This window comes from Neptunicella marina, from assembly GCF_014270035.1.
Classification (GTDB): Bacteria; Pseudomonadota; Gammaproteobacteria; order Enterobacterales; family Alteromonadaceae; genus Neptunicella; species Neptunicella marina.
In genome coordinates this window covers 1-22699 of the sequence record NZ_JACNEP010000024.1, presented here as the reverse complement: position 1 = coordinate 22699, position 22699 = coordinate 1, and the positions used below count along the sequence as shown (strand labels likewise).

Below are 22699 nucleotides of genomic sequence, written 5' to 3'. Positions count from 1 at the left end.
GTCAATGTGAGTTATAAAGCGCCTTCGGGCGCTTTTTTCACGAGAGCAAATTTAATCGAAAGATGAAGAAACCATATAATTTGCAATAGTCCGAACACCGCGCCTAAAAACGCTAAACCTGGTATAAACGTTAACACACCAGACACTCCCACCAGATAACCTGTTATGAGCAGGCCGGGATCCCAGTCTGGATGTTTACGAGCCAAAGTGGTTACCAGTAGCATCCATAATCCTCCTATGATTTCTGTGCCGCCACCTAATGCTTGTTTAATGGTTTCGATAATGAGCCAGAGTTGATTCGCTTCTGTGGGGGATTTGTCGAGTAAGTTTAAGGCGGCAGTTAAGCCTGTATTTGCCAGTAAACCTGAGGTAATAACCAGTCCTGCCCAGAAAACACCAAGAATAGTACTTACCTGGACCAGTAAAGATGGTTTTTGATTAAAAGTATGGTGCAGAGCTAATACAAGTGTCAGCAAACTTAATCCAAATACGATGTAGATGACAAAATGCCACCATTGATACATCTGGTTGTGTAATTTTAACGCAGGGAGTTGCATTAAAACGTCAGGTGGTAAATCGGCGAAAAAAACAAATAACACAATAAAGCCGAATAAGTAACAAATCGCATTTATTGCACTGCTAGCGGCTATCAGGCGTGAGAGTGTTTGTAACATAATGTACAGATCCGGTAGTGATATATAGATAAATTTTTGTTGGTAATAGTTGCATTAACTTATTGAAGTTTATTAATTTAATAGATTAAAAATTTACCAGGGTTAGCAATTTCAGTCAGTAAAAGTTCTGTGTGGTATTAAACCGCAAAACTCAAAGCAATCTGTAACATTATGTAGAAAGCTATTATCAGTTTGATCAGATGCAAGGCGAGCAGCTAAAACCCGATGTTAATATAAAGGTTAGCTGGCAGGATGTATTGCAAAATAAAGATGCTGTTTTGCAATGGGTTATGCAAACTGAATAGAGAACAAGCATTATAAGGTAATAAACAGAGCCAGAAAGTCTGGCTCTGTTTTAAAAGAAGCCGATTACTGCTTTTTAAATATCAGTCCTTCAAGTTCAAGGTTTTCTACCTGATTATTCTTTAGGTTAAATTGTAAAACCTGCGCCTGAGACGGGCGAAATTTAATGCGAATACTATCAGCCTGCTTGTAGGGGGTACTGGTGCTGTGAGCTAATCCCCAGTCAACGGATAACTGACCATCATCTGCCAGGCTAACCTTAACCGAACCTGCCAGAGGATGATAATATTGGCCCGTGTAAGCGTCATTATTTAGTGTGAGTGACGACGGTAAGTCGGCATAGGATTGCTCTTTTTCGAGTATTTTTTGCCTGATCTTTGTAGCCATAGCAGCCAGCTTTTGCAGACGTGCCGTTATACGCGGGAGTGGGTCTTCTTCATTCAGCATTATGCTATAGGCATAATCGGCAATAATATCGGTAAGCTTGTCATTCAACATATTTTCGTTATTTAAAATGACTAATCCCAGCTTTTTATCCGGCATAAAAGACACGTGGGGGCGATAGCCATCAAAACTACCAAAATGGTGGAGCAGGGTTTGTTGTTTATACTTGCCTTCATACCAGCCTAAAGTATAAAACTCACGGTTAAAATCGCCCTTATGCAGGGCCGGTTCGATTACCACACTGGGTTGTTGTGTTAGCGCAATGATTGAGGGGGATAATCGTTGTTGATTATTTACCACTCCCAGATTTAACTCATTGATAACAAAGGTTGCCATATCAGAACTGGTACTGTACATACCGCCTGCTGCATGTAAGGTTTGATCCTGTTTTACTATATTTACCGGCTGTTTTGGGGTTTTACTGAAATATAAATAAGGTAATGCGAACTGATCAGGATGCTGACGCCTTAAATCATCTACCCTGGTGGTTGTATTTGATAATCCCAGCGGTTGAATAACATTTTGTTCAATTAATTGCTGCCAACTTTTGTCTAATTGTTGCTGGTCAAACAAACTGAGTAAATTATACCCGAGATTACTGTACTCAAACTGGCCACTGGGGGCGTGTTGGTTGACTTTCAATTGCGCGAGCATTTCATTGGGAGCATGTTTTATACCGGTTAAAAAACTGCCCAGCTGGATGATGTCGTCATCCAATCCTGATGTGTGATTAAGCAATGCTTGTAGATTAATTTTGCTGCCAGGAATATTTTTATCAAACTTTACGTCTGGAAATAGCGTGTTGAGAGAGCTGTTTAACGTGAATTTTGTTTTTTCAAGTTCAATAGTTTGAGCTAAAGCCATAAAGGGTTTAGTGACTGATGCTATGTAGTAACGGGTCTGCGCTGTTGCTGGAATACGTTTTTCAATGTTACTAAACCCTACATTCCCCAAATAAATAACTTTTTTACCTTCAACCATTGCCACAGATGTTGCGTAGTCAATATCCATGGTTTGATTCACTTGCTGTAAAAAAGCATCCATTTTGTCTTTGATTTTTGCAGCATCCAAGGTTGATGCCGTGCTGTGGGAACTTAATGTGAGTAATAAGCCGGGTAAGATGCATTTGGCTGATTTAACGAAATTTATATACATATTATTGTTTTCCTGGTTTAAGGGGTGTTATTAGGAGCAATTTTTAAACCAGGAATAAAATTCTTTATTTTACAAAGTGTTACCTGTAAATTTGCACGATAAATAATGGTTGGATATAGCAAAAATACTAATTTTTAGTCAATTTAATTAATGTTAGAGCAACTCGCTCTGGGAATATCGCCATCAAGAGGTATTAAATGAAAAGTAGTAGGTATGTCCAGGGCTTTACCCTGATTGAGTTGATAATTGTGGTAGTTATTCTTGGAATTTTGGCGGTGACAGCCGCCCCTAAGTTTATCAGTTTGAGTGACGATGCTGATTTAGCGGTTATTAAAGCGCAGCAGGCCAGTATTAAAACAGCGATTAATCTGGTTTATGCCAGGACTCAAATTAATAAAGGAGCGTCCTCAATCACTACCAATGGTGTTACATTTAATATTGATGCATCCGGATGGCCGGTTGGAAGCGGAACAGGCACAACTATGTGTATAGATTTATGGAACAAACTATTGCAAGACCCGGAACCTGTTAGCGCCATATCGAATCCCACTACGGCAGTACCTGTGGGGTGGCATGCTTTTGGCTACACTGGCCTGTGTATTTATGGTAAAGGCGATGGCGAAAATGGCTTCACCAACAGCAGCGGTTCGGCGGTAAGCAATCTGCCATTTTTCGTTTATTTTTATCAGGACTTTAATCAGTTTGGGTATAGCGGTACCGCAGGTGAAGTCAGAGCATACAATCTGTGACACGATAAAGTGACTTATTGGTTGTGTTATCGAAATTACCTATCAATTCCATTTGAATTATCCATTAGTGAAATAAACTGGCTTTTATTAATGTTATATCCATTGAGTTATACACAGGGGTAATTAATGAAAACGGTCACTTTTACTATTATGCATTTCGCTATTGCGTTCAGTGTTGCTTATGTATTGACTGGTAGTTGGACTGTAGGAGGCTTAATTGCTCTGGTCGAACCCCTGGTTAACAGTGTTGGATACGCTGTGCACGAGCATATATGGTCAAGAGCCGGAGCAGATGATTTTTCAAATCAACCTTTAATCTGGCGACAGCCAATGATTTAACTTTCGATAAAAAAAGCCGCATATTTAGCGGCTTTTTTGTATGGGGGCTAATTAGAAGTTGCTGGTATCCTGAAATAAACCAACTTTCAGATCATTGGCCTGATAGATAGGACGACCATCTACCTCGACCACACCATCACCCAGGCCCATAAACAATTTACGTTTAATCACTCGTTTCATATTGATTCGATAGGTGACTTTCCTGGCGGTAGGCAGAATCTGACCGGTGAACTTCACTTCACCAACACCCAGCGCCCGGCCTTTACCCGGGCCACCACTCCAGCCAAGGAAAAAACCTACTAGTTGCCACATTGCGTCCAGCCCTAAGCATCCGGGCATCACCGGATCGCCGGGAAAATGGCAATCAAAAAACCACAAGTCCGGTGTAATATCCAGTTCAGCATGGATAAACCCTTTGCCATGTTCACCACCGGATTCACTAATTTGTACAATGCGGTCCATCATTAGCATGTTAGGTGCTGGTAATTGGCTGTTACCCGGGCCAAATAACTCGCCCTGACTGCACTTAAGTAAATCTTCCTTGCTAAAACTGTTTTGTTGTAATGTCATAAACTACGTCACTATTTTTGAAGAGCCCGTAATTTAGCGAACACTTGTACGCTAAACAACTCTGAGCAGTGTTTTTTTTAAATTATTTTGTGCAGTGCAGGACAAAGGATATGATATTCGCACATTCAGGTGACTAAATTATTGCAGGAGAAGCTGCTTCGTGAAAAAACTAAACGCAAATGCTGAAAAACAGCGGCGTTACAGGGAGAGACAAAAGCTAAAAGGAAATAAAGAAATTAGGGGATATGTGACACCGGAAGCATTGCAGTGTTATCAGGATTTAGCTGACAAATCAGGCTGGACAGACAGCGAATTGTTGAGCAATGCGTTGCGCATAACCTATGCTGCATATAAATGTGGGCAAATTAAGCTGTTAAATGAATGGTTAAAGGATCATAAACGTTAAGCATTTATTATGCTAAAGCATTGGAGAATCAATGATACGTACTCAACTACTCGACCAACATGGTGACATTCAGCATGGGCAACAGGACCTCATCGCGCAATTAACCGATAAACATAAAATCTGGATTGATATTGAACTTAACAACAATAATCGTGACATGGTTCAGTCGCTGTTAACAGAGCGCGGTTGCCACCCTCTGGCCATTGAAGATGCATTGCGTGCTCGTCATCCTCCTAAAATAGAATTTTTTGATGAACACATTTTTATCCTTTATCGCGGTGTACTCGCGATTAATGCTGATTTAGATATTACCCATCTTCAACTGGCATTTTTTGTCAGTGGGAATTGTGTGATTAGCGTGCGTCATGGTCATTCTAAAGGTATTGATAAAGTATGGGGTACAAAGCAACGTTATTTGTCAGAAAGCCCGTTACATGTTGCACTGAAAGTCATGCATGCCTCAGCGGGTGTGTACCTGGAACAGATTCTCGAATTTGAGTCGAACTTAAGTGATATGGAAGATGAGTTTTTACAGCGCGGTAATGACCAGATGATGGCGGAGCTCGTATCGTACCGTTCACGGCTGGTTAAACTCCGTCGGGTATTTAACTATCACACCGGAATTAGTGATGTGTTGCAGTCCGAATACGCGTTGGAAAGCACCTATATTTCTCCACAGCATCACCACGATATTATCGATTTAAAAGACCGATTTGACCGGCTGTATACACTGGTGCAAATGCATTACGAAATATGTGGTGATTTACTCGATGGTTATTTATCGATTAGTTCTCACCAGCTAAATAATACCATGCGGGTATTAACTGTGATAACAGCGATTTTTGTACCCTTAAGCTTCCTTGCTGGTCTGTATGGCATGAACTTTGAGGTTATTCCCGAATTAAAATGGAAATATGGTTATTTTATTTTACTGGGGGTGATGGCGATTATTGCCATTAGCTTGTTAACCTTCTTTAAAAAACGACGCTGGATGTAGCAGAAAATGGATATGAAATGGTGGAATACAGAGCTGTTCCGTTTCGGTGAATACAGTATCACCCTGAACCAACTGATTACCGCACTGGTTATTGTGGTATTAACTTTTGTCTTGTCTAAATTATTACGACGCGGTCTATCCCGTCTTGGTCATGGGCGCGATAACTCCGCACTGGCACAAATATACGTTATAAATCGCATCTTACATTATGTTGTGCTGACCATTGGTTTTGTTGTGGCGGTTTCCAGCCTGGGAATTGATGTTGGGAAACTAGCCCTGATTGCCAGTGCACTGGGCATTGGGATTGGTCTGGGTTTGCAAGGTGTCGTGAATAACTTTGTTTCCGGCCTTATTATTCTGTTAGAAAAAAGTATCAAGGTAGGTGACTTTATTGAGCTAAGTTCCGGCGTAGTGGGAGAAGTGAAGGCTATCCATATGCGGGCAACCTTAATTCGCACCAATGATAATGTCGATGTATTGATCCCAAACTCTGAACTCGCCAGTGGCATGCTAACTAACTGGACGTTACAAGATAATATCCGCCGTTTTCGTATTCCATTTGGTGTGGCTTATGGCAGCGATAAGACCATTGTTAAAAAGGCGGCGCTTGAAGCTGCTTTAAATGTGAAATATACGTTGGATACACAAGGACATGAGCCTGTTGTCTGGATGACAGGATTTGGTGACAGCGCACTTAATTTTACACTTGGCGTTTGGGTGAACCCTGAGCAAGTTAAACGGCCTACAGCACTCTATTCAGACTATCTGTGGGCGATTGATGATGCCTTACGTAAATACGACATTGAAATTCCATTTCCACAACGGGATTTACATATTCGCTCAAGTGAATTACCAGTTCACCATTCTGTACAAAACTAATTATGGTTCCGGGCTTGCCCGGGCCTCAACTCTTTTTTATAGTTCCACTGCCTGAAATTACTCAGGTAAATACATTTGTTTTATTCTCAGGGCGGGGTGAAATTCCCCACCGGCGGTGTTTTGTTCGTTACGAATAATCAGCCCGCGAGCGCCTGAACTTTCAGGGTCAGCAGATCTGGTGCGATATCTTTATTTAATCCAGAGCCGACGGTTATAGTCCGGATGGGAGAGCATAAAACAACCTGATGCCATGTTTTGACATGGCTTTTTGTGTTGTTCAAAAATAGTTCGCTGTTTTTGTGCTTTTTAACGCCCTGATTCTGGTTATCTTATATTGAGGAATTACCATGAGTCAGATCATTTCAACGTTTCAACATTCCACACCATCATCGAGATTGCAAAGTGCAATTGCTTCCTTAAAGCGAGGAGGGGCAGTTTTACTGCTTGATGATGAAGATCGTGAAAATGAAGGCGATCTTATTTATTCAACCGATTTTCTTACCGAGCAACAAATGGCGTTTATGATCCGCCATTGCAGTGGCATCGTGTGTTTATGTCTGCAAGATGAAGATATAAACAGGCTTGGCCTAAGGCCAATGGTAAAAAATAACACTAGCGCATATCAAACCGCTTTTACGGTATCAATTGAAGCGAAAGACGGTGTTACGACAGGCGTGTCGGCAAAGGATCGGTTAACCACGATTAAAGCAGCCGTCAATACTCAGAACAATCATGAAAATATTTGTTCGCCTGGACATGTTTTTCCTCTTCGAGCCAATCCCGGTGGCGTTTTAGCCCGAAGAGGACATACTGAAGGAACGATTAACTTAATGCAGCTTGCCGGTTTATCACCAAGTGGTGTGTTGTGCGAGTTAACCAACGACGATGGTACTATGGCTAAAACGCCCGACGTTGTCCGCTTTGCAGAGCTGCACGCAATACCAGTGCTGACAATTGACGACATTGTTAGCCATCTTAGTATGCAAAAAGCGAGTTAATAACCTGCTTTTGTACTTGGGAACTAATTAGAATTTGATGGCTCTTATGATTGCTTAAAGTTTTGTTTACCGGATCATGGACGCCATCAATTCTTTGTCAGATTTAACACAAGATATTCATTTTACGGCACCCAAAGTAGAACACTTTCCGTGGAAATTACTGGTTATTTCAGTTTTAGCTCATGGGTTAGTTTTATACCTTTGGCAATGGCCCATCTCAGCGTATAAAGAAAAACAAATACGTCCAGCATTAAAAACGATAAAAGCTAAACTGGTTTTTGCTAAACCTGAGACATCAACTATCGTTGTTGAGAAAACCGAATCAGAAACTGAACCACAAATACTGGCTGCACCAACTATAAATGAAACTGAAAAACCTCCTGTAGCCATTAAACAGCAAAAAGAAAATCAGCCACAACCTGACACTACTGAAATTGAGCAAATTCAAAAAGATACTCCGCTGTCTAAATCTCCAACAAACAAAAAGCGAGAAAGTCAAACTACGCTAAAAATGACCAGACAATATATGCGTAATTTAAATGCAGAACACCAGTTAAAAATGGCAAATGAACAAGCTCAGAATTTTCGTTTTAGACAAATCTCGCCGTTAATTAAACCTTCGCAGATTCCACAACTATCAGAGCAGGAAAAATTAGTAGAGGATTTGACTGTCAAAGCTAATTGCGACGGCGTGGCACGCAAAGTTACTGCAGTCATGACCGGGTTATTGGGCGGCATGATTAAATGCTCAGCACCACCCGATGCCGGTCAGTATATTAAGCAGCGCCAACAAAGAATGGGCATTCGTCCTGCTACTCAACCTTAATTATTTTTTGTATCACTCACCTTGGCGATAACATCTGTCATTTCTGTTGATGCTTCACTTAATTTAATGACCGGTGTTTGCAGGATTAAACTGTTGGGGTAGGTGATAAGTTCACCATTTCTGTGGCGAATAAGTACGTGAAAGCTGCTGATTTCTTCAATAATTCCGACTAAATCATAATCTTTGTTCACAACTCGTATGCAATCTCCGACACGATAGGGAAAGTTAAAGAACATTAGTACACCGGCGGTAACATTACTTAATATTGACCATTGTGCAAACAGAGCGACGCCTAATATGGCAAAGGCTGACGACAAAAATACAGTAAACTGACCGTAATCAATCCCCAAAATAAGTGTGCCAACAATGATAAAAAATATTGAGTGGGCAACTAACAGTAATTGACGAACCATTAATTTACGCTGCAGTGAAGCCTGTTTGGTTGCAGTAATACGATCAAACAGCATATTCAGCCATTTTCGTGTCAGCAAGAATCCAGCAATAACGGCAAAAATAAACAGGTAATCAAAATTCATTAATGAGTCCGGTGCTTTATTTGGCAATAACATGTAGATGTTCTGTATAGCACAGCTACGTATTCAGTTCACTGAATAAACAAATAAGAAGTGATTGATTTAACTAGCCTTAATTTTGTTAACATTTATTTTACGCATTAAAAAAGCCGAATTAACATCCGGCTTTTTTTCTTTACGATTTAACTTTTTGTTAAACGTATTATTTGTCGATTTTGTTAAATGGACGCTGGGCGTGGCCAGTATATAACTGACGAGGACGACCAATTTTCTGACCTGGCTGCGATAACATTTCATGCCAGTGAGAAATCCAACCAACTGTACGTGCTAATGCAAAAATACAAGTGAACATATTAGTTGGGATACCTATTGCTTTTAAAATGATGCCTGAATAGAAGTCCACATTAGGGAAGAGTTTCTTTTCAGCAAAATATTCATCATTTAACGCAATTTTTTCTAATTCCATTGCAACTTCTAACAAAGGATCGTCAATGTTCAATTCTGCTAATACTTCATGACAGCTCTCACGCATTACAGTTGCACGAGGATCGAAGTTTTTATACACGCGGTGACCAAAGCCCATCAAACGGAAAGGGTCATTTTTGTCTTTTGCGCGTTCAATAAACTCAGGAATACGGTCTACGCTGCCGATTTCCTGAAGCATATTTAAGCAGGCTTCATTGGCGCCACCATGTGCCGGGCCCCATAAAGATGCCACACCGGCTGCAATACATGCATAGGGGTTTGCACCTGAAGAGCCAGCCAGACGAACCGTTGACGTTGACGCGTTTTGTTCGTGATCAGCATGAAGGGTGAAAATACGGTCAACAGCGCGTGCAACTGCCGGGCTGATTTTGTATTGTTCTGCGGGTACAGAGAACATCATATTTAAGAAATTCTCTGAATAACTTAAGTCATTGCGTGGATACACGAATGGTTGACCTATGTTGTATTTATAACACATGGCAACCAACGTTGGCATTTTGGCAACCAAACGATACGCACTGCGTAAACGCTGATCTTCATCTGAAATGTTTAAATCATCATGATAAAAAGACGACATTGCACCAACTGTGCCACATAACATGGCCATAGGGTGTGCATCACGGCGGAATCCGCGGAAGAAATTGTTAACCTGATCATGTACCAAGGTGTGATGAGTAATGGTTTGCTTGAACTTAGCATACTCGTCAGCGCTAGGAGCTTCACCGTGCAGCAACATGTAGCATACTTCTAAATAATCAGCATCACGGGCCAGTTCATCAATGGGGTAACCGCGATGTAACAGAATGCCTTTTGCACCATCAATATAAGTGATGTCTGATTCGCAGGATCCTGTGGCCATAAAACCCGGGTCAAACGTGAAATAACCATTCGCACCAAGGCTGCGAACATCGATAACGGGATGACCAGCGGTACCAGTTAGAACGGGTAATTCAATTACCTTGTCTCCAACCGTCAGAGTGGCTTTATTATCTGCCATTTGTTGCTCTCCTTCAGAATTTTTCTGTGGTCTAAGCTATTAAAAATAGCCGCTATTTGTACTGATAAAGCGCACTTAAGTCAATTTTTATCACATTTCGACTATTATTTATCCACAATTGAATAATTGTGACCTTTGTAACTATCTAATTTGGAACAAAAATTGTATTTAGTCGGCGCTCTGGATATACTTTTGTCGATTGAGCTGAAGCTTCGATATTAGTCAATAATGCTAATTATCTTATGGCTTTAATCAGTCATTCGACTGAACGCGCTTCAGGTGTCAAAGATCAATTTGTTTAGATTTTTGATGACAATGATAATAACCAGTCCTTAGGGGACTAAACAGGCAACAAATCGTGAAAAAGCAAAGACCAGTAAATTTACAAATTAATACGATTAGTTTTCCGCCAGCTGCTGTTTCTTCCATCCTCCATCGTGTCACCGGTGTGGCATTGTTTTTTGCGCTAATTTTTGTAATTGGTGCCTGGGCGGTGTCGGTTTCTTCAGCAGACGGTTTTGACTGTGTTGTGCAGTCTTTAAACGGATGGTTTGGGAAAGTAATTGCAATTGGAACTATCTCTGCTCTGACGTATCACATTTTGGGTGGATTACGTCATATGGTGATGGACTTAGGTCACTGGGAAGAGTTGGGCTCAGGAAATAACAGTGCAAAAGCTATCATTGTATTGTGGGTTGTATTGACAGTTATCGCAGGAGTATTGGTATGGTAACAAATCAGGCCTCTTTAAAACGCAATGGAGTTCAGGACTTCGTCTCATTGCGTGCGACTGCACTGGTAATCTGTGCGTTTTCGTTTTTTATGCTGTGGTTTTTTATCTCCACACCTTCAATTACTTATGACGTCTGGCGTTCATTATTTGCCAATTTGGCTATGAAAGTGTTCACTTTCGCGACGTTGGTTTCCATAATGATTCATGTTCGCATCGGTTTATGGCAGGTATTAACTGACTATGTTAAACCCGCTGGCGTGCGTGCGACTATTCAGTTTCTGTTGAACTTGCTTGCGTTTGCTTATTGCGCAGCAGGTCTGTTTGTATTGTGGGGTGTCAAGTGAGTATTCCTGTTCATGAGTTTGATGCAGTTGTAATCGGAGCGGGTGGCGCGGGTATGCGCGCGGCTCTGCAAATTTCTCAGTCAGGTAAATCCTGTGCATTATTATCTAAAGTATTTCCAACTCGTTCTCATACAGTATCTGCTCAGGGTGGAATTACTGTTGCGTTAGGTAATGCGCATGAAGATAACTGGGAATGGCACATGTATGACACCGTTAAGGGTTCTGATTTCATTGGTGATCAGGATGCTATCGAATACATGTGTAAAACCGGTCCTGAAGCTATTATTGAACTTGAAAACATGGGTTTGCCATTTTCTCGTTTTGAAAATGGCCGTGTTTATCAGCGTCCATTTGGCGGTCAGTCAAAAGCCTTTGGTGGTGAGCAGGCTGCACGCACTGCCGCAGCTGCCGACCGTACAGGCCATGCTTTATTGCATCTTCTTTATCAACAAAATGTTAAAAACAAAACCAAAGTATTCAGTGAATGGTACGCGCTTGATTTAGTTAAAAATCAGGATGGTGACGTTGTTGGTTGTACCGCTATCGATATGGAAAGCGGAGAGGTGGTTTACTTTAAGTCGAAAGCCGTTGTTTTAGCAACGGGCGGGGCAGGTCGTATTTACGCCTCTACTACTAATGCGCACATTAATACTGGTGATGGTGTTGGTATGGCGTTACGTGCAGGCGTAGCGGTACAGGATATGGAAATGTGGCAGTTCCACCCGACGGGTATTGCTGGCGCAGGTGTTCTTGTAACGGAAGGTTGTCGTGGTGAAGGTGGCTATCTGTTAAATAAAGATGGCGAGCGTTTTATGGAGCGTTATGCGCCTAATGCTAAAGACCTTGCCTCTCGAGACGTAGTTGCACGTTCAATGATGACTGAAATTCGCGAAGGGCGTGCATGTGACGGTCCCTGGGGGCCACACATCAAGCTTAAGCTGGATCACTTAGGTAAAGAAGTACTGGAATCCCGCTTACCAGGTGTTTGTGAATTATCCCGTACTTTCGCACACGTTGATCCTGTTAAAGAACCGATTCCTGTTATACCAACTTGTCACTATATGATGGGTGGTATTCCAACTAATGTTGATGGCCAGGCACTAACCTTGGACGAAAACGGTAAAGAAACTGTTGTTAATGGTTTATTTGCTTGTGGTGAAATTGCTTGTGTATCTGTACATGGTGCAAACCGTCTTGGCGGTAACTCGTTACTTGATTTAGTGGTATTCGGTCGCGCAACCGGATTACATCTGGGTAAAGCATTGGATCAAATTGGTGAACAACGTGCGGCGTCCAATGATGATGTTGATCAATCTCTGGCACGTTACAATCGTTGGGAAAATTCTGCTCCGGGTCAGGGTGAACGTCCTGAAGATATCCGTAAAGATATGCAACAGTGTATGCAGCTTAACTTCTCGGTATTCCGTGAAGGCGATGCAATGGCTAAAGGTTTGCAGGAACTGAAAGAAATCCGTGAACGCTTGCAACATGCGCGTCTGGATGACAAATCAGCTGACTTTAATACTCAACGTATCGAGTGTTTAGAGTTGGATAATCTGATGGAAACTGCCTATGCAACTGCGGTAGCAGCTAACTTCCGTACCGAAAGCCGTGGTGCACACAGCCGCTTTGACTTCCCTGAACGCGACGATGAAAACTGGTTATGTCATAGTATTTATCGCCCTCAGTCTGAGTCGATGATTAAGCGTGATGTTAATATGGCACCTGTCACTCGTGAAGCTTTCCCACCGAAAGCACGTACTTATTAAGAGGAGCATGGTCAGATGAAATTGAACTTTTCAATTTATCGTTACAACCCAGATGTCGATTCAGCCCCTCGGATGCAGGATTATCAGCTGGATGTTGAAGAAGGTCAGGATATGATGGTGCTTGACGCACTTATCCTGCTGAAAGAGCTAGATCCGACTCTGGCGTTCAGACGTTCATGCCGAGAAGGTGTATGTGGCTCTGACGGTATGAACTTGAATGGTAAAAATGGCCTGGCGTGTATCACACCGCTATCGGCGTTAGGTAATGGTAAGATCGTAATCCGTCCTTTACCTGGCTTACCGGTAGTGCGCGATTTAGTAGTTGATATGAGTCAGTTCTATCAGCAATACGAAAAAATTAAACCTTATCTGATTAACGATTCTAAACAGCCGCCTGCGCGTGAGTATCTGCAGTCGCCTGAAGAACGTGAAAAACTGGATGGTTTGTACGAATGTATCTTGTGTGCATGTTGTTCAACCTCTTGTCCTTCATTCTGGTGGAATCCGGATAAGTTTATTGGTCCTGCAGGTTTGTTGCATGCTTATCGTTTTCTGGCTGACAGCCGCGATACTGCAACGGAGCAGCGTTTAAACGATTTGGATGATGCATTCAGCGTATTCAGATGTCACGGCATTATGAATTGTGTCAGTGTCTGTCCCAAGAGTTTGAACCCGACCAAGGCAATTGGTCAGATTAAGTCTATGCTATTGCAACGTGCAGTGTAGATGATGCAAAAAATGATGCAGAAAATATCTGTTGATTTAAATTAAATGTTCTTAGTTAGACAGGCCGGATAACCGGTCTGTCTTGATCCGATTAAGGGACAGCAATGCAAAAAAGCGCGATGAAAGCATGGTGGGATTCTTCTCACATGGCTGGTGGTAACGCAGCTTATATCGAAGAAATATACGAAGCTTATCTTGAAAATCCACAAGATGTGGCGCCCGAGTGGCGCGAGGTCTTTGACCAACTTCCAGCAGTGGAAGGGGTTGAAGTTGAAACCAAACATAGCGACGTGCGCGATCTGTTTAAGAAGCTTGCTCAGTTAGGGCCGGCAGGCAGAGTATCAGCACCAGCCGCTTCAGGTGGTACCGATGCGAAACAAGTAAAAGTATTACAGCTAATTAATGCATATCGTTTCCGTGGTCACCAACATGCTAATCTCGATCCCTTGGGCTTATGGAAGCAAGAGAGAGTTCGAGATTTAGAATTATCGCATCACGAATTATCTGAACAGGATTTTGATTCTGTTTATAGCGTGGGCTCTTATGCAATTGGCAAAGAAACCATGCCGTTAGGAGAATTATTTAAGTCTCTTAACCGAACTTATTGTGGTTCCGTAGGTGCAGAATATATGCACATTACCAATACGGAACAAAAACGCTGGCTTCAACAGCGTTTAGAGTCAGTTGAATCAAGACCAGCCTTCAATCGCGATACAAAGATTGCCATTTTAAAAGGTCTCATAGCTGCAGACGGTATGGAAAAATACCTGGGATCAAAATTCCCAGGAGCTAAACGTTTCTCGCTGGAAGGTGGTGATTCGTTAATTCCAATGCTTAAAGGTTTGATCAGCCATGCTGGCGCCAATGGTGCAAAAGAAGTGGTTGTTGGTATGGCTCACCGTGGTCGCTTGAACGTACTGGTTAACGTGTTAGGTAAAAACCCATCCGTATTGTTTGATGAGTTTGCTGGCAAACACCACGATACGCTAGGTTCAGGTGACGTTAAATATCACGCTGGTTATTCCTCAGATTTTGCGACGCCAGGTGGTGACGTTCACCTTGCATTAGCATTTAACCCGTCTCATTTAGAAATTGTTAACCCTGTAGTTATCGGTTCAGTACGTGCGCGTTTAGATCGTCGTCACAGTAACGATGGCGGTGCTGTTCTTCCTATCACCATTCATGGTGATTCAGCAATCGCTGGTCAGGGTGTTGTTCAGGAAACCTTTAACATGTCGCAAACCCGCGGTTTTTCTGTGGGTGGTACAGTGCGTATTGTTATCAACAACCAGGTTGGTTTTACCACATCAAAACGTGAAGACACGCGGTCTACTCAGTATTGTACCGATATCGCAAAAATGGTTCAGGCACCGATATTCCATGTGAATGCGGATGATCCTGAAGCTGTATTATTTGTGACGCAGTTAGCGCTTGAATATCGCAATACGTTTAAACGTGACGTAATGATTGACCTGGTTTGTTATCGTCGTCATGGCCATAACGAAGCTGATGAGCCAAATGCAACGCAACCTTTAATGTATCAAAAGGTGAAAAAACATCCGGTTCCAAGAGAACTTTATGCACAGCAGTTACTAGCTGAAAAAGTGATTGAGCAACACGAAGTTGATAAATTAGTGTCTGATTATCGTGCTGCTTTAGATCATGGTGCTTGTGTGGTTGATGAATGGCGTCCCATGACTGAACATTCAGTTGACTGGTCTCCTTACATCGGTCAGGAATGGACAGTCCCTTACGACGCATCGCTTTCGGTCGAAAAACTACAGGAGCTGGGTAAGAAAGTTTGCCAATTCCCTGAAGGTTTTAAATTACAATCCCGCGTCGCTAAATTGTATCAGGAACGTCTGAATATGATTAATGGTGAGAAAAAGCTGGATTGGGGTTGTGCAGAAATTCTCGCTTATGCATCAGTCGTTGAAGCCGGTTCCAGAATTCGTTTTACAGGTCAGGATTCTGGTCGTGGCACATTCTTCCATCGTCACGCTGTTTTGCATAATCAAAAAGATGCTGCGACTTATATGCCGCTACAGCACATTAGTGAAAATCAGGGGCCCATTGAAATTTACGATTCGGTGTTATCTGAAGAAGCGGTAATGGCATTTGAATACGGTTACGCAACCGCAGAACCTGGTGCTCTGACTATTTGGGAAGCTCAATTTGGTGATTTCGCCAACGGTGCGCAAGTAGTGATTGACCAGTTCTTAAGTTCTGGTGAGCAAAAATGGGGACGTTTGTGTGGTTTAACATTGTTATTGCCACATGGTTATGAAGGGCAGGGACCAGAACATAGCTCTGCACGTTTGGAACGTTTCTTACAGTTATGTGCCGACCACAATATGCAGGTTTGTGTACCTTCAACTCCGGCTCAGGTTTATGCCATGTTACGTCGTCAGGTGGTGCGCCCAATGCGTCGTCCGCTTATCGTAATGTCTCCTAAATCATTGTTGCGTCATCCACAGGCTGTATCTTCGTTAGAAGAATTAAGCTCCGGAGTATTCCACAATGTATTGGCAGAGGTTGATGAGCTGGATGCAGCTAAAGTTGATCGCGTGGTGATGTGCTCAGGTAAAGTGTATTACGATTTACTGGATGCGCGCCGTAAAAATGAATTAAATAATGTTGCAATTATTCGTATTGAGCAGCTTTATCCATTCCCGCATGACGATATTCAGCAAGTATTGGCGGATTACCAACATGTTAAAGAGTGGGTCTGGTGTCAGGAAGAGCCTCAAAACCAGGGTGCCTGGTATTGTATGCAACATAATTTCTGGGCGTCTATCCCGGAAAGTGGCAAGTTAACATATGCAGGCCGTCCTGCATCGGCATCACCAGCCGTAGGTTATATCGCTGAGCATAATCGCCAGCAAAAAACACTGGTTGAAGATGCATTAAATTTTAAAGAAGGGACAGAATAATGACCATTGATATTAAAGTGCCCGTTTTACCAGAATCTGTCGCTGATGCGTCTATTGCAACCTGGCATGTTAAGCCTGGCGAAAAGGTGATCCGCGATCAAAATCTGGTGGACATAGAAACCGATAAGGTTGTGCTGGAAGTTGTCGCACCTGCCGATGGTGTTATTTCTGAAGTGTTAGAGCAGGAAGGTAGTACGGTTTTAGCCGAACAAGTTATCGCTAAGTTTTCTGAAGGTGGTGAAGCCTCACCTGAGTCTTCTTCGGAGGCTGCGCCCGCAGCGTCAAGTGAACAATCAAATCAATCCAGTAGCAAAGGTGAATCTGTGGAAATTAAGGTACCTGTACTGCCAGAATCTGTGGCAGACGCAACAATTGCTACCTGGCACGTTCAGCCAGGTGAAGCTGTGTCACGCGACCAAAATCTGGTCGATATTGAAACTGATAAGGTGGTTTTGGAAGTTGTTGCACCTGCTGATGGTAGTCTGTCTGAGATTTTGGCTCAGGAAGGTGACACCGTTAATGCGGAACAGGTTATCGCAAACTTCCAGGCAGGTGCTGCACCTGCAGCATCAAAAGAAACATCAGCGCCAGCAGAATCTTCTGACGGTGACAACGATGCACTGAGTCCTTCTGTACGTCGTTTGTTAGCTGAAAAAGGCCTTGATGCTAACAATATTAAAGGTACAGGCAAAGGCGGCCGTGTGACTAAAGAAGATGTAGAAAAACACTTGCAGTCTGGTTCATCTAAACCGCAAACATCTGCTAAAGAAGAAGCTCCAGCAGTAAGCATGGGTGAGCGTACTGAAAAACGCGTGCCTATGACGCGTTTACGTAAAACGATTGCTAACCGCCTGTTAGAAGCAAAAAATTCTACAGCCATGTTAACCACGTTTAACGAAGTTAACATGAAGCCAATTATGGATTTGCGTAAGCAATATCAGGAAAGCTTTGAAAAACGTCATGGAATTCGTTTAGGTTTTATGTCTTTCTATGTGAAAGCGGTAACTGAAGCGTTAAAACGTTTCCCTGAAGTGAATGCATCCATTGACGGTGATGACATTGTTTATCACAACTATTTCGATATCTCGATTGCGGTTTCAACGCCACGTGGTTTGGTAACGCCAGTATTGCGTGATTGTGATGCGCTGGGTATGGCAGGTGTTGAAAAAGGCATTAAAGATTTAGCCATTAAAGGTCGTGACGGCAAATTGTCAATGGATGACTTGCAGGGTGGTAACTTCACCATCACCAATGGCGGTGTATTTGGTTCACTGATGTCTACACCTATTATCAATCCACCACAAAGCGCGATTCTGGGTATGCATAAAATCCAGGACCGTCCAATGGCTGTTGATGGTAAGGTAGAAATTCTGCCAATGATGTATCTGGCATTGTCTTATGACCACCGTATCATTGATGGTAAAGAATCAGTGGGCTTCCTGGTAACTGTTAAAGAAATGCTGGAAGATCCAACACGTTTACTGTTGGATGTTTAAGAATAATTTAGTCACCTTAATTCGTATGTGGAATTTTGGAAATTATTAAGCCGGAACAATGAGTTTTGGCTACCAACTCAGCCGGGTAATGACTATAATTCCCGGCGGTTTAATCAAGCTGCCAAGGCAGCTTTTTTGTCATTGTAAAGTCGACGCTGTAATTGGCAGTTGAGATTTAAACATTAAATTAAACGGATAAAAACGCCATGAATTTGCATGAATATCAAGGTAAACAGTTATTCCGTGAATACGGTTTGCCTGTTTCTGAAGGCTTTGCTGCTGATACGCCTCAACAAGCAGTAGAAGCAGCGGACCGCATTGGCGGTTCTGAGTGGGTTGTTAAATGTCAGGTGCATGCTGGTGGCCGTGGTAAAGCCGGTGGTGTAAAACTGGTAAAAAACAAAGATGACATTCGTCAATTTGCCGAAAACTGGTTAGGTAAGAACCTGGTCACCTTCCAAACTGACGAAAATGGTCAGCCTGTAAGCAAAATATTGGTTGAATCTTGTACCGATATCGCCAACGAATTGTATTTGGGCGCGGTAGTAGACCGTGGTAGCCGTCGCATTGTTTTCATGGCGTCTACTGAAGGCGGTATGGAAATTGAAACTGTTGCTGAAGAAACACCAGAAAAAATTCTGAAAGCCGAAATCGATCCACTGGTTGGTGCTCAGCCATATCAAGCGCGTGAAATGGCGTTTAAATTGGGTCTTGAAGGCGTTCAAATCAAGCAGTTCACTCAAATTTTCTTAGGTTTAGCTAAGATGTTTGAGGACCTAGACGTTGCTTTGATTGAAATTAACCCATTAGTTATCAAGACTGACGGTAATATGCACTGTCTGGATGCCAAAGTAGCTATCGATGGTAATGCTTTATATCGTCAGCCTAAAGTTAAGCAAATGCAGGATCCTTCTCAGGAAGATGCGCGTGAAGCTCACGCAGCACAATGGGAACTGAACTACGTTGCATTAGACGGCAACGTTGGTTGTATGGTTAACGGTGCGGGTCTGGCCATGGGTACCATGGATATCGTGAACCTGCATGGTGGTAAACCAGCTAACTTTCTGGATGTTGGTGGTGGTGCAACTAAAGAACGCGTAGCTGAAGCATTCAAAATCATCTTATCTGATGACAATGTAAAAGCCGTATTGGTTAACATCTTCGGCGGTATTGTACGTTGTGACATGATCGCCGAAGGTATTATCGGTGCAGTTAAAGAAGTGGGCGTAAATGTTCCTGTTGTTGTACGCCTTGAAGGTACCAACGCTGAACTAGGCCGTGAAGTTCTGGCTAATTCTGGTCTGGATATCATTGCTGCTGAGTCTTTAACTGATGCAGCGCAAAAAGTTGTTGCAGCAGCGGAGGGCAAATAATGTCAGTTTTAATTAATAAAGACACTAAGGTTATCTGTCAGGGTTTCACCGGTGGTCAGGGAACTTTCCACTCTGAACAAGCGATTGCCTACGGCACTCAAATGGTTGGCGGTGTTACCCCTGGTAAAGGTGGAACTGAGCATTTAGGTTTGCCTGTATTTAATACTGTACGTGAAGCAGTCGAAGCCACTGGTGCAACGGCAACCGTTATCTATGTTCCTGCGCCTTTCTGTAAAGATTCTATCGTTGAAGCGGCGGATGCGGGTATCGAATTGATCGTTTGTATCACTGAAGGCATCCCAACCATCGATATGCTTTACGTGAAAGAATACGTTAACCGTAAAGGTGTGCGTATGATCGGTCCAAACTGCCCGGGTGTTATCACTCCGGGTGAATGTAAAATCGGTATCATGCCTGGTCATATCCACAAGCCAGGTAAAGTCGGTATCGTTTCACGTTCTGGTACCTTAACTTATGAAGCTGTTAAGCAAACCACAGACGAAGGTTTCGGGCAGTCTACCTGTGTAGGTATCGGTGGTGACCCAATTCCGGGTTCAAACTTCATCGACATCCTGGAAATGTTCCAGAATGATCCACAGACTGAAGCTATCGTAATGATCGGTGAAATCGGTGGTACCGCAGAAGAAGAAGCGGCAGCGTTTATCAAAGAAAACGTCACTAAGCCTGTAGTATCTTACATTGCAGGTGTCACTGCTCCTCCAGGTAAGCGTATGGGTCATGCTGGTGCAATTATCGCTGGTGGTAAAGGTACTGCAGACGATAAATTTAAAGCTCTGGAAGCAGCAGGTGTTAAAACTGTTCGCTCACTGGCTGATATTGGTAAGGCGTTACGCGAAATTACCGGTTGGTAAAAATTTACAAGCACTTTTAGTTACTGACAAAGTGCTTGGCAAATTCAATACAACGGCGATTGCTCTGCTAAAGGACAAGTTAAGTGTGTCGAAATTGCTCATTTATAAATTATAAACTGCGCATTTCTTCTGCTTATTTCGCCCTTTAGCTTCACAATCACCCGCTGTAGTCGCTAAAATAGTTTTTTAAACCCGCTTCGGCGGGTTTGTTTATTTTTATTGCTTATAAAAGCCATAGGATTTCAACAGATTGGCCTTTATAATGCGGGCTAATTGAAAAATATAATCTAAACATTTAAGGGGTTGTCTTTATGGCCGAGACTGAAAATCGTCCGACCAACTTTATCCGTCAAATCATTGATAAGGATTTAGCCAGTGGGTTGCACAAAAGTGTTCACACCCGCTTTCCGCCTGAGCCAAATGGCTATCTTCATATAGGCCATGCTAAATCCATCTGTCTTAACTTTGGACTGGCACAGGATTATCAAGGCCAGTGTAATCTCCGTTTTGACGATACTAACCCTGAAAAAGAAGACATCGACTACGTTAATTCAATAAAAAATGATGTGAAGTGGTTAGGCTTCAACTGGGATGGGGAAATCTGTTATTCCTCTAATTACTTTGACCAGTTATTTGATTTTGCTGTTGAATTAATTAGCAAAGGTTTAGCTTATGTGGATTTCTCTGCGCAGGAACAGATGCGAGAAATGCGCGGCACGCTTAAAACGCCAGGGCAAAACAGCCCTTATCGCGATACCAGCGCCGAAGAAAATTTAAACCTGTTCAACAAAATGAAGAACGGTGAGTTTAAGGAAGGCGAGTGCTGTTTGCGTGCCAAAATCGATATGGCATCACCTTTTATGTGTATGCGAGATCCGGTACTTTATCGGGTTAAATTCGCACATCACCACCAAACCGGCGATAAATGGTGCATCTACCCAATGTACGATTTTACTCACTGTATTTCGGATGCATTGGAAGGTATTACTCATTCACTGTGTACACTGGAATTTCAGGACAATCGCCGTCTTTATGACTGGGTGTTGGATAATATTACGATTGATTGCCAGCCACGTCAGTACGAGTTTTCGCGATTGAACCTCGAATATACGGTATTGAGTAAACGTAAGTTAATTCAGCTCGTTACCGAAAACCACGTGGAAGGCTGGGATGATCCTCGCATGCCAACTGTGGCAGGTTTACGTCGTCGTGGTTATACACCCGCTTCAATTCGCGAGTTCTGTAAGCGCATTGGTGTAACTAAAATGGATAACATGGTTGAAATGGGTATGCTTGAGGCGTGTATCCGTGACGATCTGAATGAGAACGCTGCGCGTGCTATGGCGGTTCTTGATCCAGTTAAAATTGTGATTGAGAACTATCCGGAAGATAAAGTGGAAATGTTAACCGCCCCTAATCATCCTAATGATGAATCAATGGGGTCACGAGAAATACCATTTACCCGCGAAATTTATATTGAGCGTGAGGATTTCCGTGAAGAAGCCAATAAAAAGTTCAAGCGACTCGTATTAAATAAAGAAGTCCGCTTACGCAATGCTTACTATGTTAAAGCCGTGCGCATTGAACGCGATGATCAAGGTGACATTCAAACTATATATTGTGAGTATGATCCTGATACCTTAGGTAAAGATCCGGCAGATGGACGTAAAGCCAAAGGGGTTATTCACTGGGTTAGCGCAACTGAATCCGTGCCTGCTGAGATTCGTTTGTATGACAGACTATTTCAGGTAGCAAATCCTGCTGCAGAAGATGACTTTGTCGCCGCTATTAACCCTGAGTCATTAGAGATCAAACAAGGCTTTATCGAACCCTCGTTAGTGAGTCTTGCAGAAAATACCGGAGTACAGTTTGAGCGAACAGGGTATTTCTGTAAGGATAAGTTGTCCTCAGATGGCAACTTGATATTTAACCGCACTGTTGGTTTACGCGATACTTGGTCAGACAACCAGTAAACAATAATAAAAAGCCGGTTTAAAACCGGCTTTTTATTTACACCATCTGTCTTGTCCTGAAATGTGTTTACACATTTAGGATTTATTATGACAACAGCAGATAAACAACGAGTTAAACGTACAC

General features: G+C 42.6%; 21 protein-coding genes and 1 riboswitch. Of the genes, 16 read left to right on the top strand and 5 right to left on the bottom strand.

Annotated elements, in window-relative coordinates:
- Window positions 1-11: 11 nt before the first annotated feature.
- On the bottom strand, window positions 12-674 hold the full coding sequence (locus tag H8B19_RS17820) for a hypothetical protein (RefSeq protein WP_186508379.1): 663 nt from the start codon (window positions 672-674) through the stop codon (window positions 12-14).
- A gap of 369 nt (window positions 675-1043) precedes the next feature.
- On the bottom strand, window positions 1044-2576 hold the full coding sequence (locus H8B19_RS17815; protein WP_186508378.1) for a serine hydrolase domain-containing protein: 1533 nt from the start codon (window positions 2574-2576) through the stop codon (window positions 1044-1046).
- A gap of 197 nt (window positions 2577-2773) precedes the next feature.
- Between H8B19_RS17815 and H8B19_RS19180 the strand changes: the two genes are divergently transcribed.
- Complete coding sequence (locus H8B19_RS19180) at window positions 2774-3325, top strand: type II secretion system protein (RefSeq protein WP_186508377.1); 552 nt, start codon at window positions 2774-2776, stop codon at window positions 3323-3325.
- 126 nt (window positions 3326-3451) lie between these two features.
- Window positions 3452-3664 (top strand): DUF2061 domain-containing protein, encoded by a 213-nt coding sequence (locus H8B19_RS17805; RefSeq protein WP_186508376.1) that lies wholly within the window; start codon window positions 3452-3454, stop codon window positions 3662-3664.
- Window positions 3665-3715: 51 nt separating this feature from the next.
- Here the strand turns inward: H8B19_RS17805 and fabA are convergent, their stop codons facing one another.
- On the bottom strand, window positions 3716-4234 hold the full coding sequence (gene fabA / locus H8B19_RS17800) for a bifunctional 3-hydroxydecanoyl-ACP dehydratase/trans-2-decenoyl-ACP isomerase (protein WP_186508375.1): 519 nt from the start codon (window positions 4232-4234) through the stop codon (window positions 3716-3718).
- 160 nt (window positions 4235-4394) lie between these two features.
- Here fabA and H8B19_RS17795 point away from each other — a divergent pair, with 160 nt between their 5' ends.
- The 5 genes from H8B19_RS17795 (at window position 4395) to H8B19_RS17775 (ending at window position 8340) form a co-directional block, all read left to right on the top strand.
- Window positions 4395-4640 carry a hypothetical protein gene (locus H8B19_RS17795; protein WP_186508374.1) on the top strand — a complete coding sequence of 82 codons (246 nt, stop codon included), beginning with the start codon at window positions 4395-4397 and terminating at the stop codon, window positions 4638-4640.
- Between the two features lie 31 nt (window positions 4641-4671).
- The gene (locus H8B19_RS17790; protein ID WP_186508373.1) at window positions 4672-5637 is read left to right on the top strand and encodes a magnesium transporter CorA family protein; all 966 of its coding nucleotides are present in this window, start codon (window positions 4672-4674) and stop codon (window positions 5635-5637) included.
- Window positions 5638-5649: 12 nt separating this feature from the next.
- Complete coding sequence (locus H8B19_RS17785) at window positions 5650-6516, top strand: mechanosensitive ion channel family protein (protein ID WP_241737669.1); 867 nt, start codon at window positions 5650-5652, stop codon at window positions 6514-6516.
- 78 nt (window positions 6517-6594) lie between these two features.
- Window positions 6595-6754: riboswitch (FMN riboswitch) on the top strand.
- A gap of 109 nt (window positions 6755-6863) precedes the next feature.
- Window positions 6864-7514 carry a 3,4-dihydroxy-2-butanone-4-phosphate synthase gene (gene ribB, locus H8B19_RS17780; RefSeq protein WP_186508371.1) on the top strand — a complete coding sequence of 217 codons (651 nt, stop codon included), beginning with the start codon at window positions 6864-6866 and terminating at the stop codon, window positions 7512-7514.
- A gap of 76 nt (window positions 7515-7590) precedes the next feature.
- The gene (locus H8B19_RS17775) at window positions 7591-8340 is read left to right on the top strand and encodes a hypothetical protein (RefSeq protein ID WP_186508370.1); all 750 of its coding nucleotides are present in this window, start codon (window positions 7591-7593) and stop codon (window positions 8338-8340) included.
- Here H8B19_RS17775 and H8B19_RS17770 read toward each other — a convergent pair.
- Both H8B19_RS17770 and H8B19_RS17765 read right to left on the bottom strand, forming a co-directional pair.
- The gene (locus H8B19_RS17770) at window positions 8337-8876 is read right to left on the bottom strand and encodes a mechanosensitive ion channel domain-containing protein (RefSeq protein WP_186508369.1); all 540 of its coding nucleotides are present in this window, start codon (window positions 8874-8876) and stop codon (window positions 8337-8339) included. The genes H8B19_RS17775 and H8B19_RS17770 overlap by 4 nt on opposite strands.
- A 199-nt stretch (window positions 8877-9075) precedes the next feature.
- Complete coding sequence (locus tag H8B19_RS17765) at window positions 9076-10356, bottom strand: citrate synthase (protein WP_186508368.1); 1281 nt, start codon at window positions 10354-10356, stop codon at window positions 9076-9078.
- 358 nt (window positions 10357-10714) lie between these two features.
- Here H8B19_RS17765 and sdhC point away from each other — a divergent pair, with 358 nt between their 5' ends.
- The 9 genes from sdhC (at window position 10715) to glnS (ending at window position 22575) form a co-directional block, all read left to right on the top strand.
- Entirely contained in the window at window positions 10715-11089 is a 375-nt protein-coding gene (sdhC, locus tag H8B19_RS17760; protein WP_186508367.1) for a succinate dehydrogenase, cytochrome b556 subunit, read from the top strand.
- The gene (gene sdhD / locus H8B19_RS17755) at window positions 11083-11433 is read left to right on the top strand and encodes a succinate dehydrogenase, hydrophobic membrane anchor protein (RefSeq protein WP_186508366.1); all 351 of its coding nucleotides are present in this window, start codon (window positions 11083-11085) and stop codon (window positions 11431-11433) included. The genes sdhC and sdhD overlap by 7 nt, the downstream gene beginning before the upstream one ends.
- A complete protein-coding gene (gene sdhA, locus H8B19_RS17750; RefSeq protein WP_186508365.1) occupies window positions 11430-13202 on the top strand; it encodes a succinate dehydrogenase flavoprotein subunit in 1773 nt (590 codons plus the stop codon). Before sdhD ends, sdhA begins: the two co-directional genes overlap by 4 nt.
- 15 nt (window positions 13203-13217) lie before the next feature.
- The gene (locus H8B19_RS17745; protein ID WP_186508364.1) at window positions 13218-13928 is read left to right on the top strand and encodes a succinate dehydrogenase iron-sulfur subunit; all 711 of its coding nucleotides are present in this window, start codon (window positions 13218-13220) and stop codon (window positions 13926-13928) included.
- A 104-nt stretch (window positions 13929-14032) separates the two neighbouring features.
- Window positions 14033-16861, top strand: a complete 2829-nt coding sequence (locus H8B19_RS17740; RefSeq protein ID WP_186508363.1) for a 2-oxoglutarate dehydrogenase E1 component — start codon at window positions 14033-14035, stop codon at window positions 16859-16861.
- Window positions 16861-18357 (top strand): 2-oxoglutarate dehydrogenase complex dihydrolipoyllysine-residue succinyltransferase, encoded by a 1497-nt coding sequence (odhB, locus tag H8B19_RS17735; protein WP_186508362.1) that lies wholly within the window; start codon window positions 16861-16863, stop codon window positions 18355-18357. The genes H8B19_RS17740 and odhB overlap by 1 nt, the downstream gene beginning before the upstream one ends.
- Before the next feature lie 206 nt (window positions 18358-18563).
- Window positions 18564-19730 carry an ADP-forming succinate--CoA ligase subunit beta gene (sucC, locus tag H8B19_RS17730; RefSeq protein WP_186508361.1) on the top strand — a complete coding sequence of 389 codons (1167 nt, stop codon included), beginning with the start codon at window positions 18564-18566 and terminating at the stop codon, window positions 19728-19730.
- A complete protein-coding gene (sucD, locus tag H8B19_RS17725) occupies window positions 19730-20602 on the top strand; it encodes a succinate--CoA ligase subunit alpha (RefSeq protein WP_186508360.1) in 873 nt (290 codons plus the stop codon). The genes sucC and sucD overlap by 1 nt, the downstream gene beginning before the upstream one ends.
- A 311-nt stretch (window positions 20603-20913) precedes the next feature.
- Window positions 20914-22575, top strand: coding sequence for a glutamine--tRNA ligase (gene glnS / locus H8B19_RS17720; RefSeq protein ID WP_186508359.1), 1662 nt, complete (start codon window positions 20914-20916; stop codon window positions 22573-22575).
- Window positions 22576-22699: the final 124 nt, after the last annotated feature.

Bases quoted from the DNA above. Each gene is read 5' to 3' on its own strand.
- H8B19_RS17790 (WP_186508373.1), top strand. From the start codon at position 4,672: ATGATACGTACTCAACTACTCGACCAACATGGTGACATTCAGCATGGG.
- H8B19_RS17820 (WP_186508379.1), bottom strand. From the start codon at position 674: ATGTTACAAACACTCTCACGCCTGATAGCCGCTAGCAGTGCAATAAAT.
- H8B19_RS17775 (WP_186508370.1), top strand. From the start codon at position 7,591: ATGGACGCCATCAATTCTTTGTCAGATTTAACACAAGATATTCATTTT.
- ribB (WP_186508371.1), top strand. From the start codon at position 6,864: ATGAGTCAGATCATTTCAACGTTTCAACATTCCACACCATCATCGAGA.
- H8B19_RS17770 (WP_186508369.1), bottom strand. From the start codon at position 8,876: ATGAATTTTGATTACCTGTTTATTTTTGCCGTTATTGCTGGATTCTTG.
- odhB (WP_186508362.1), top strand. From the start codon at position 16,861: ATGACCATTGATATTAAAGTGCCCGTTTTACCAGAATCTGTCGCTGAT.
- H8B19_RS19180 (WP_186508377.1), top strand. From the start codon at position 2,774: ATGAAAAGTAGTAGGTATGTCCAGGGCTTTACCCTGATTGAGTTGATA.
- sucD (WP_186508360.1), top strand. From the start codon at position 19,730: ATGTCAGTTTTAATTAATAAAGACACTAAGGTTATCTGTCAGGGTTTC.
- sucC (WP_186508361.1), top strand. From the start codon at position 18,564: ATGAATTTGCATGAATATCAAGGTAAACAGTTATTCCGTGAATACGGT.
- H8B19_RS17785 (WP_241737669.1), top strand. From the start codon at position 5,650: ATGAAATGGTGGAATACAGAGCTGTTCCGTTTCGGTGAATACAGTATC.
- glnS (WP_186508359.1), top strand. From the start codon at position 20,914: ATGGCCGAGACTGAAAATCGTCCGACCAACTTTATCCGTCAAATCATT.
- fabA (WP_186508375.1), bottom strand. From the start codon at position 4,234: ATGACATTACAACAAAACAGTTTTAGCAAGGAAGATTTACTTAAGTGC.
- H8B19_RS17740 (WP_186508363.1), top strand. From the start codon at position 14,033: ATGCAAAAAAGCGCGATGAAAGCATGGTGGGATTCTTCTCACATGGCT.
- H8B19_RS17765 (WP_186508368.1), bottom strand. From the start codon at position 10,356: ATGGCAGATAATAAAGCCACTCTGACGGTTGGAGACAAGGTAATTGAA.
- sdhD (WP_186508366.1), top strand. From the start codon at position 11,083: ATGGTAACAAATCAGGCCTCTTTAAAACGCAATGGAGTTCAGGACTTC.
- H8B19_RS17815 (WP_186508378.1), bottom strand. From the start codon at position 2,576: ATGTATATAAATTTCGTTAAATCAGCCAAATGCATCTTACCCGGCTTA.
- H8B19_RS17805 (WP_186508376.1), top strand. From the start codon at position 3,452: ATGAAAACGGTCACTTTTACTATTATGCATTTCGCTATTGCGTTCAGT.
- H8B19_RS17745 (WP_186508364.1), top strand. From the start codon at position 13,218: ATGAAATTGAACTTTTCAATTTATCGTTACAACCCAGATGTCGATTCA.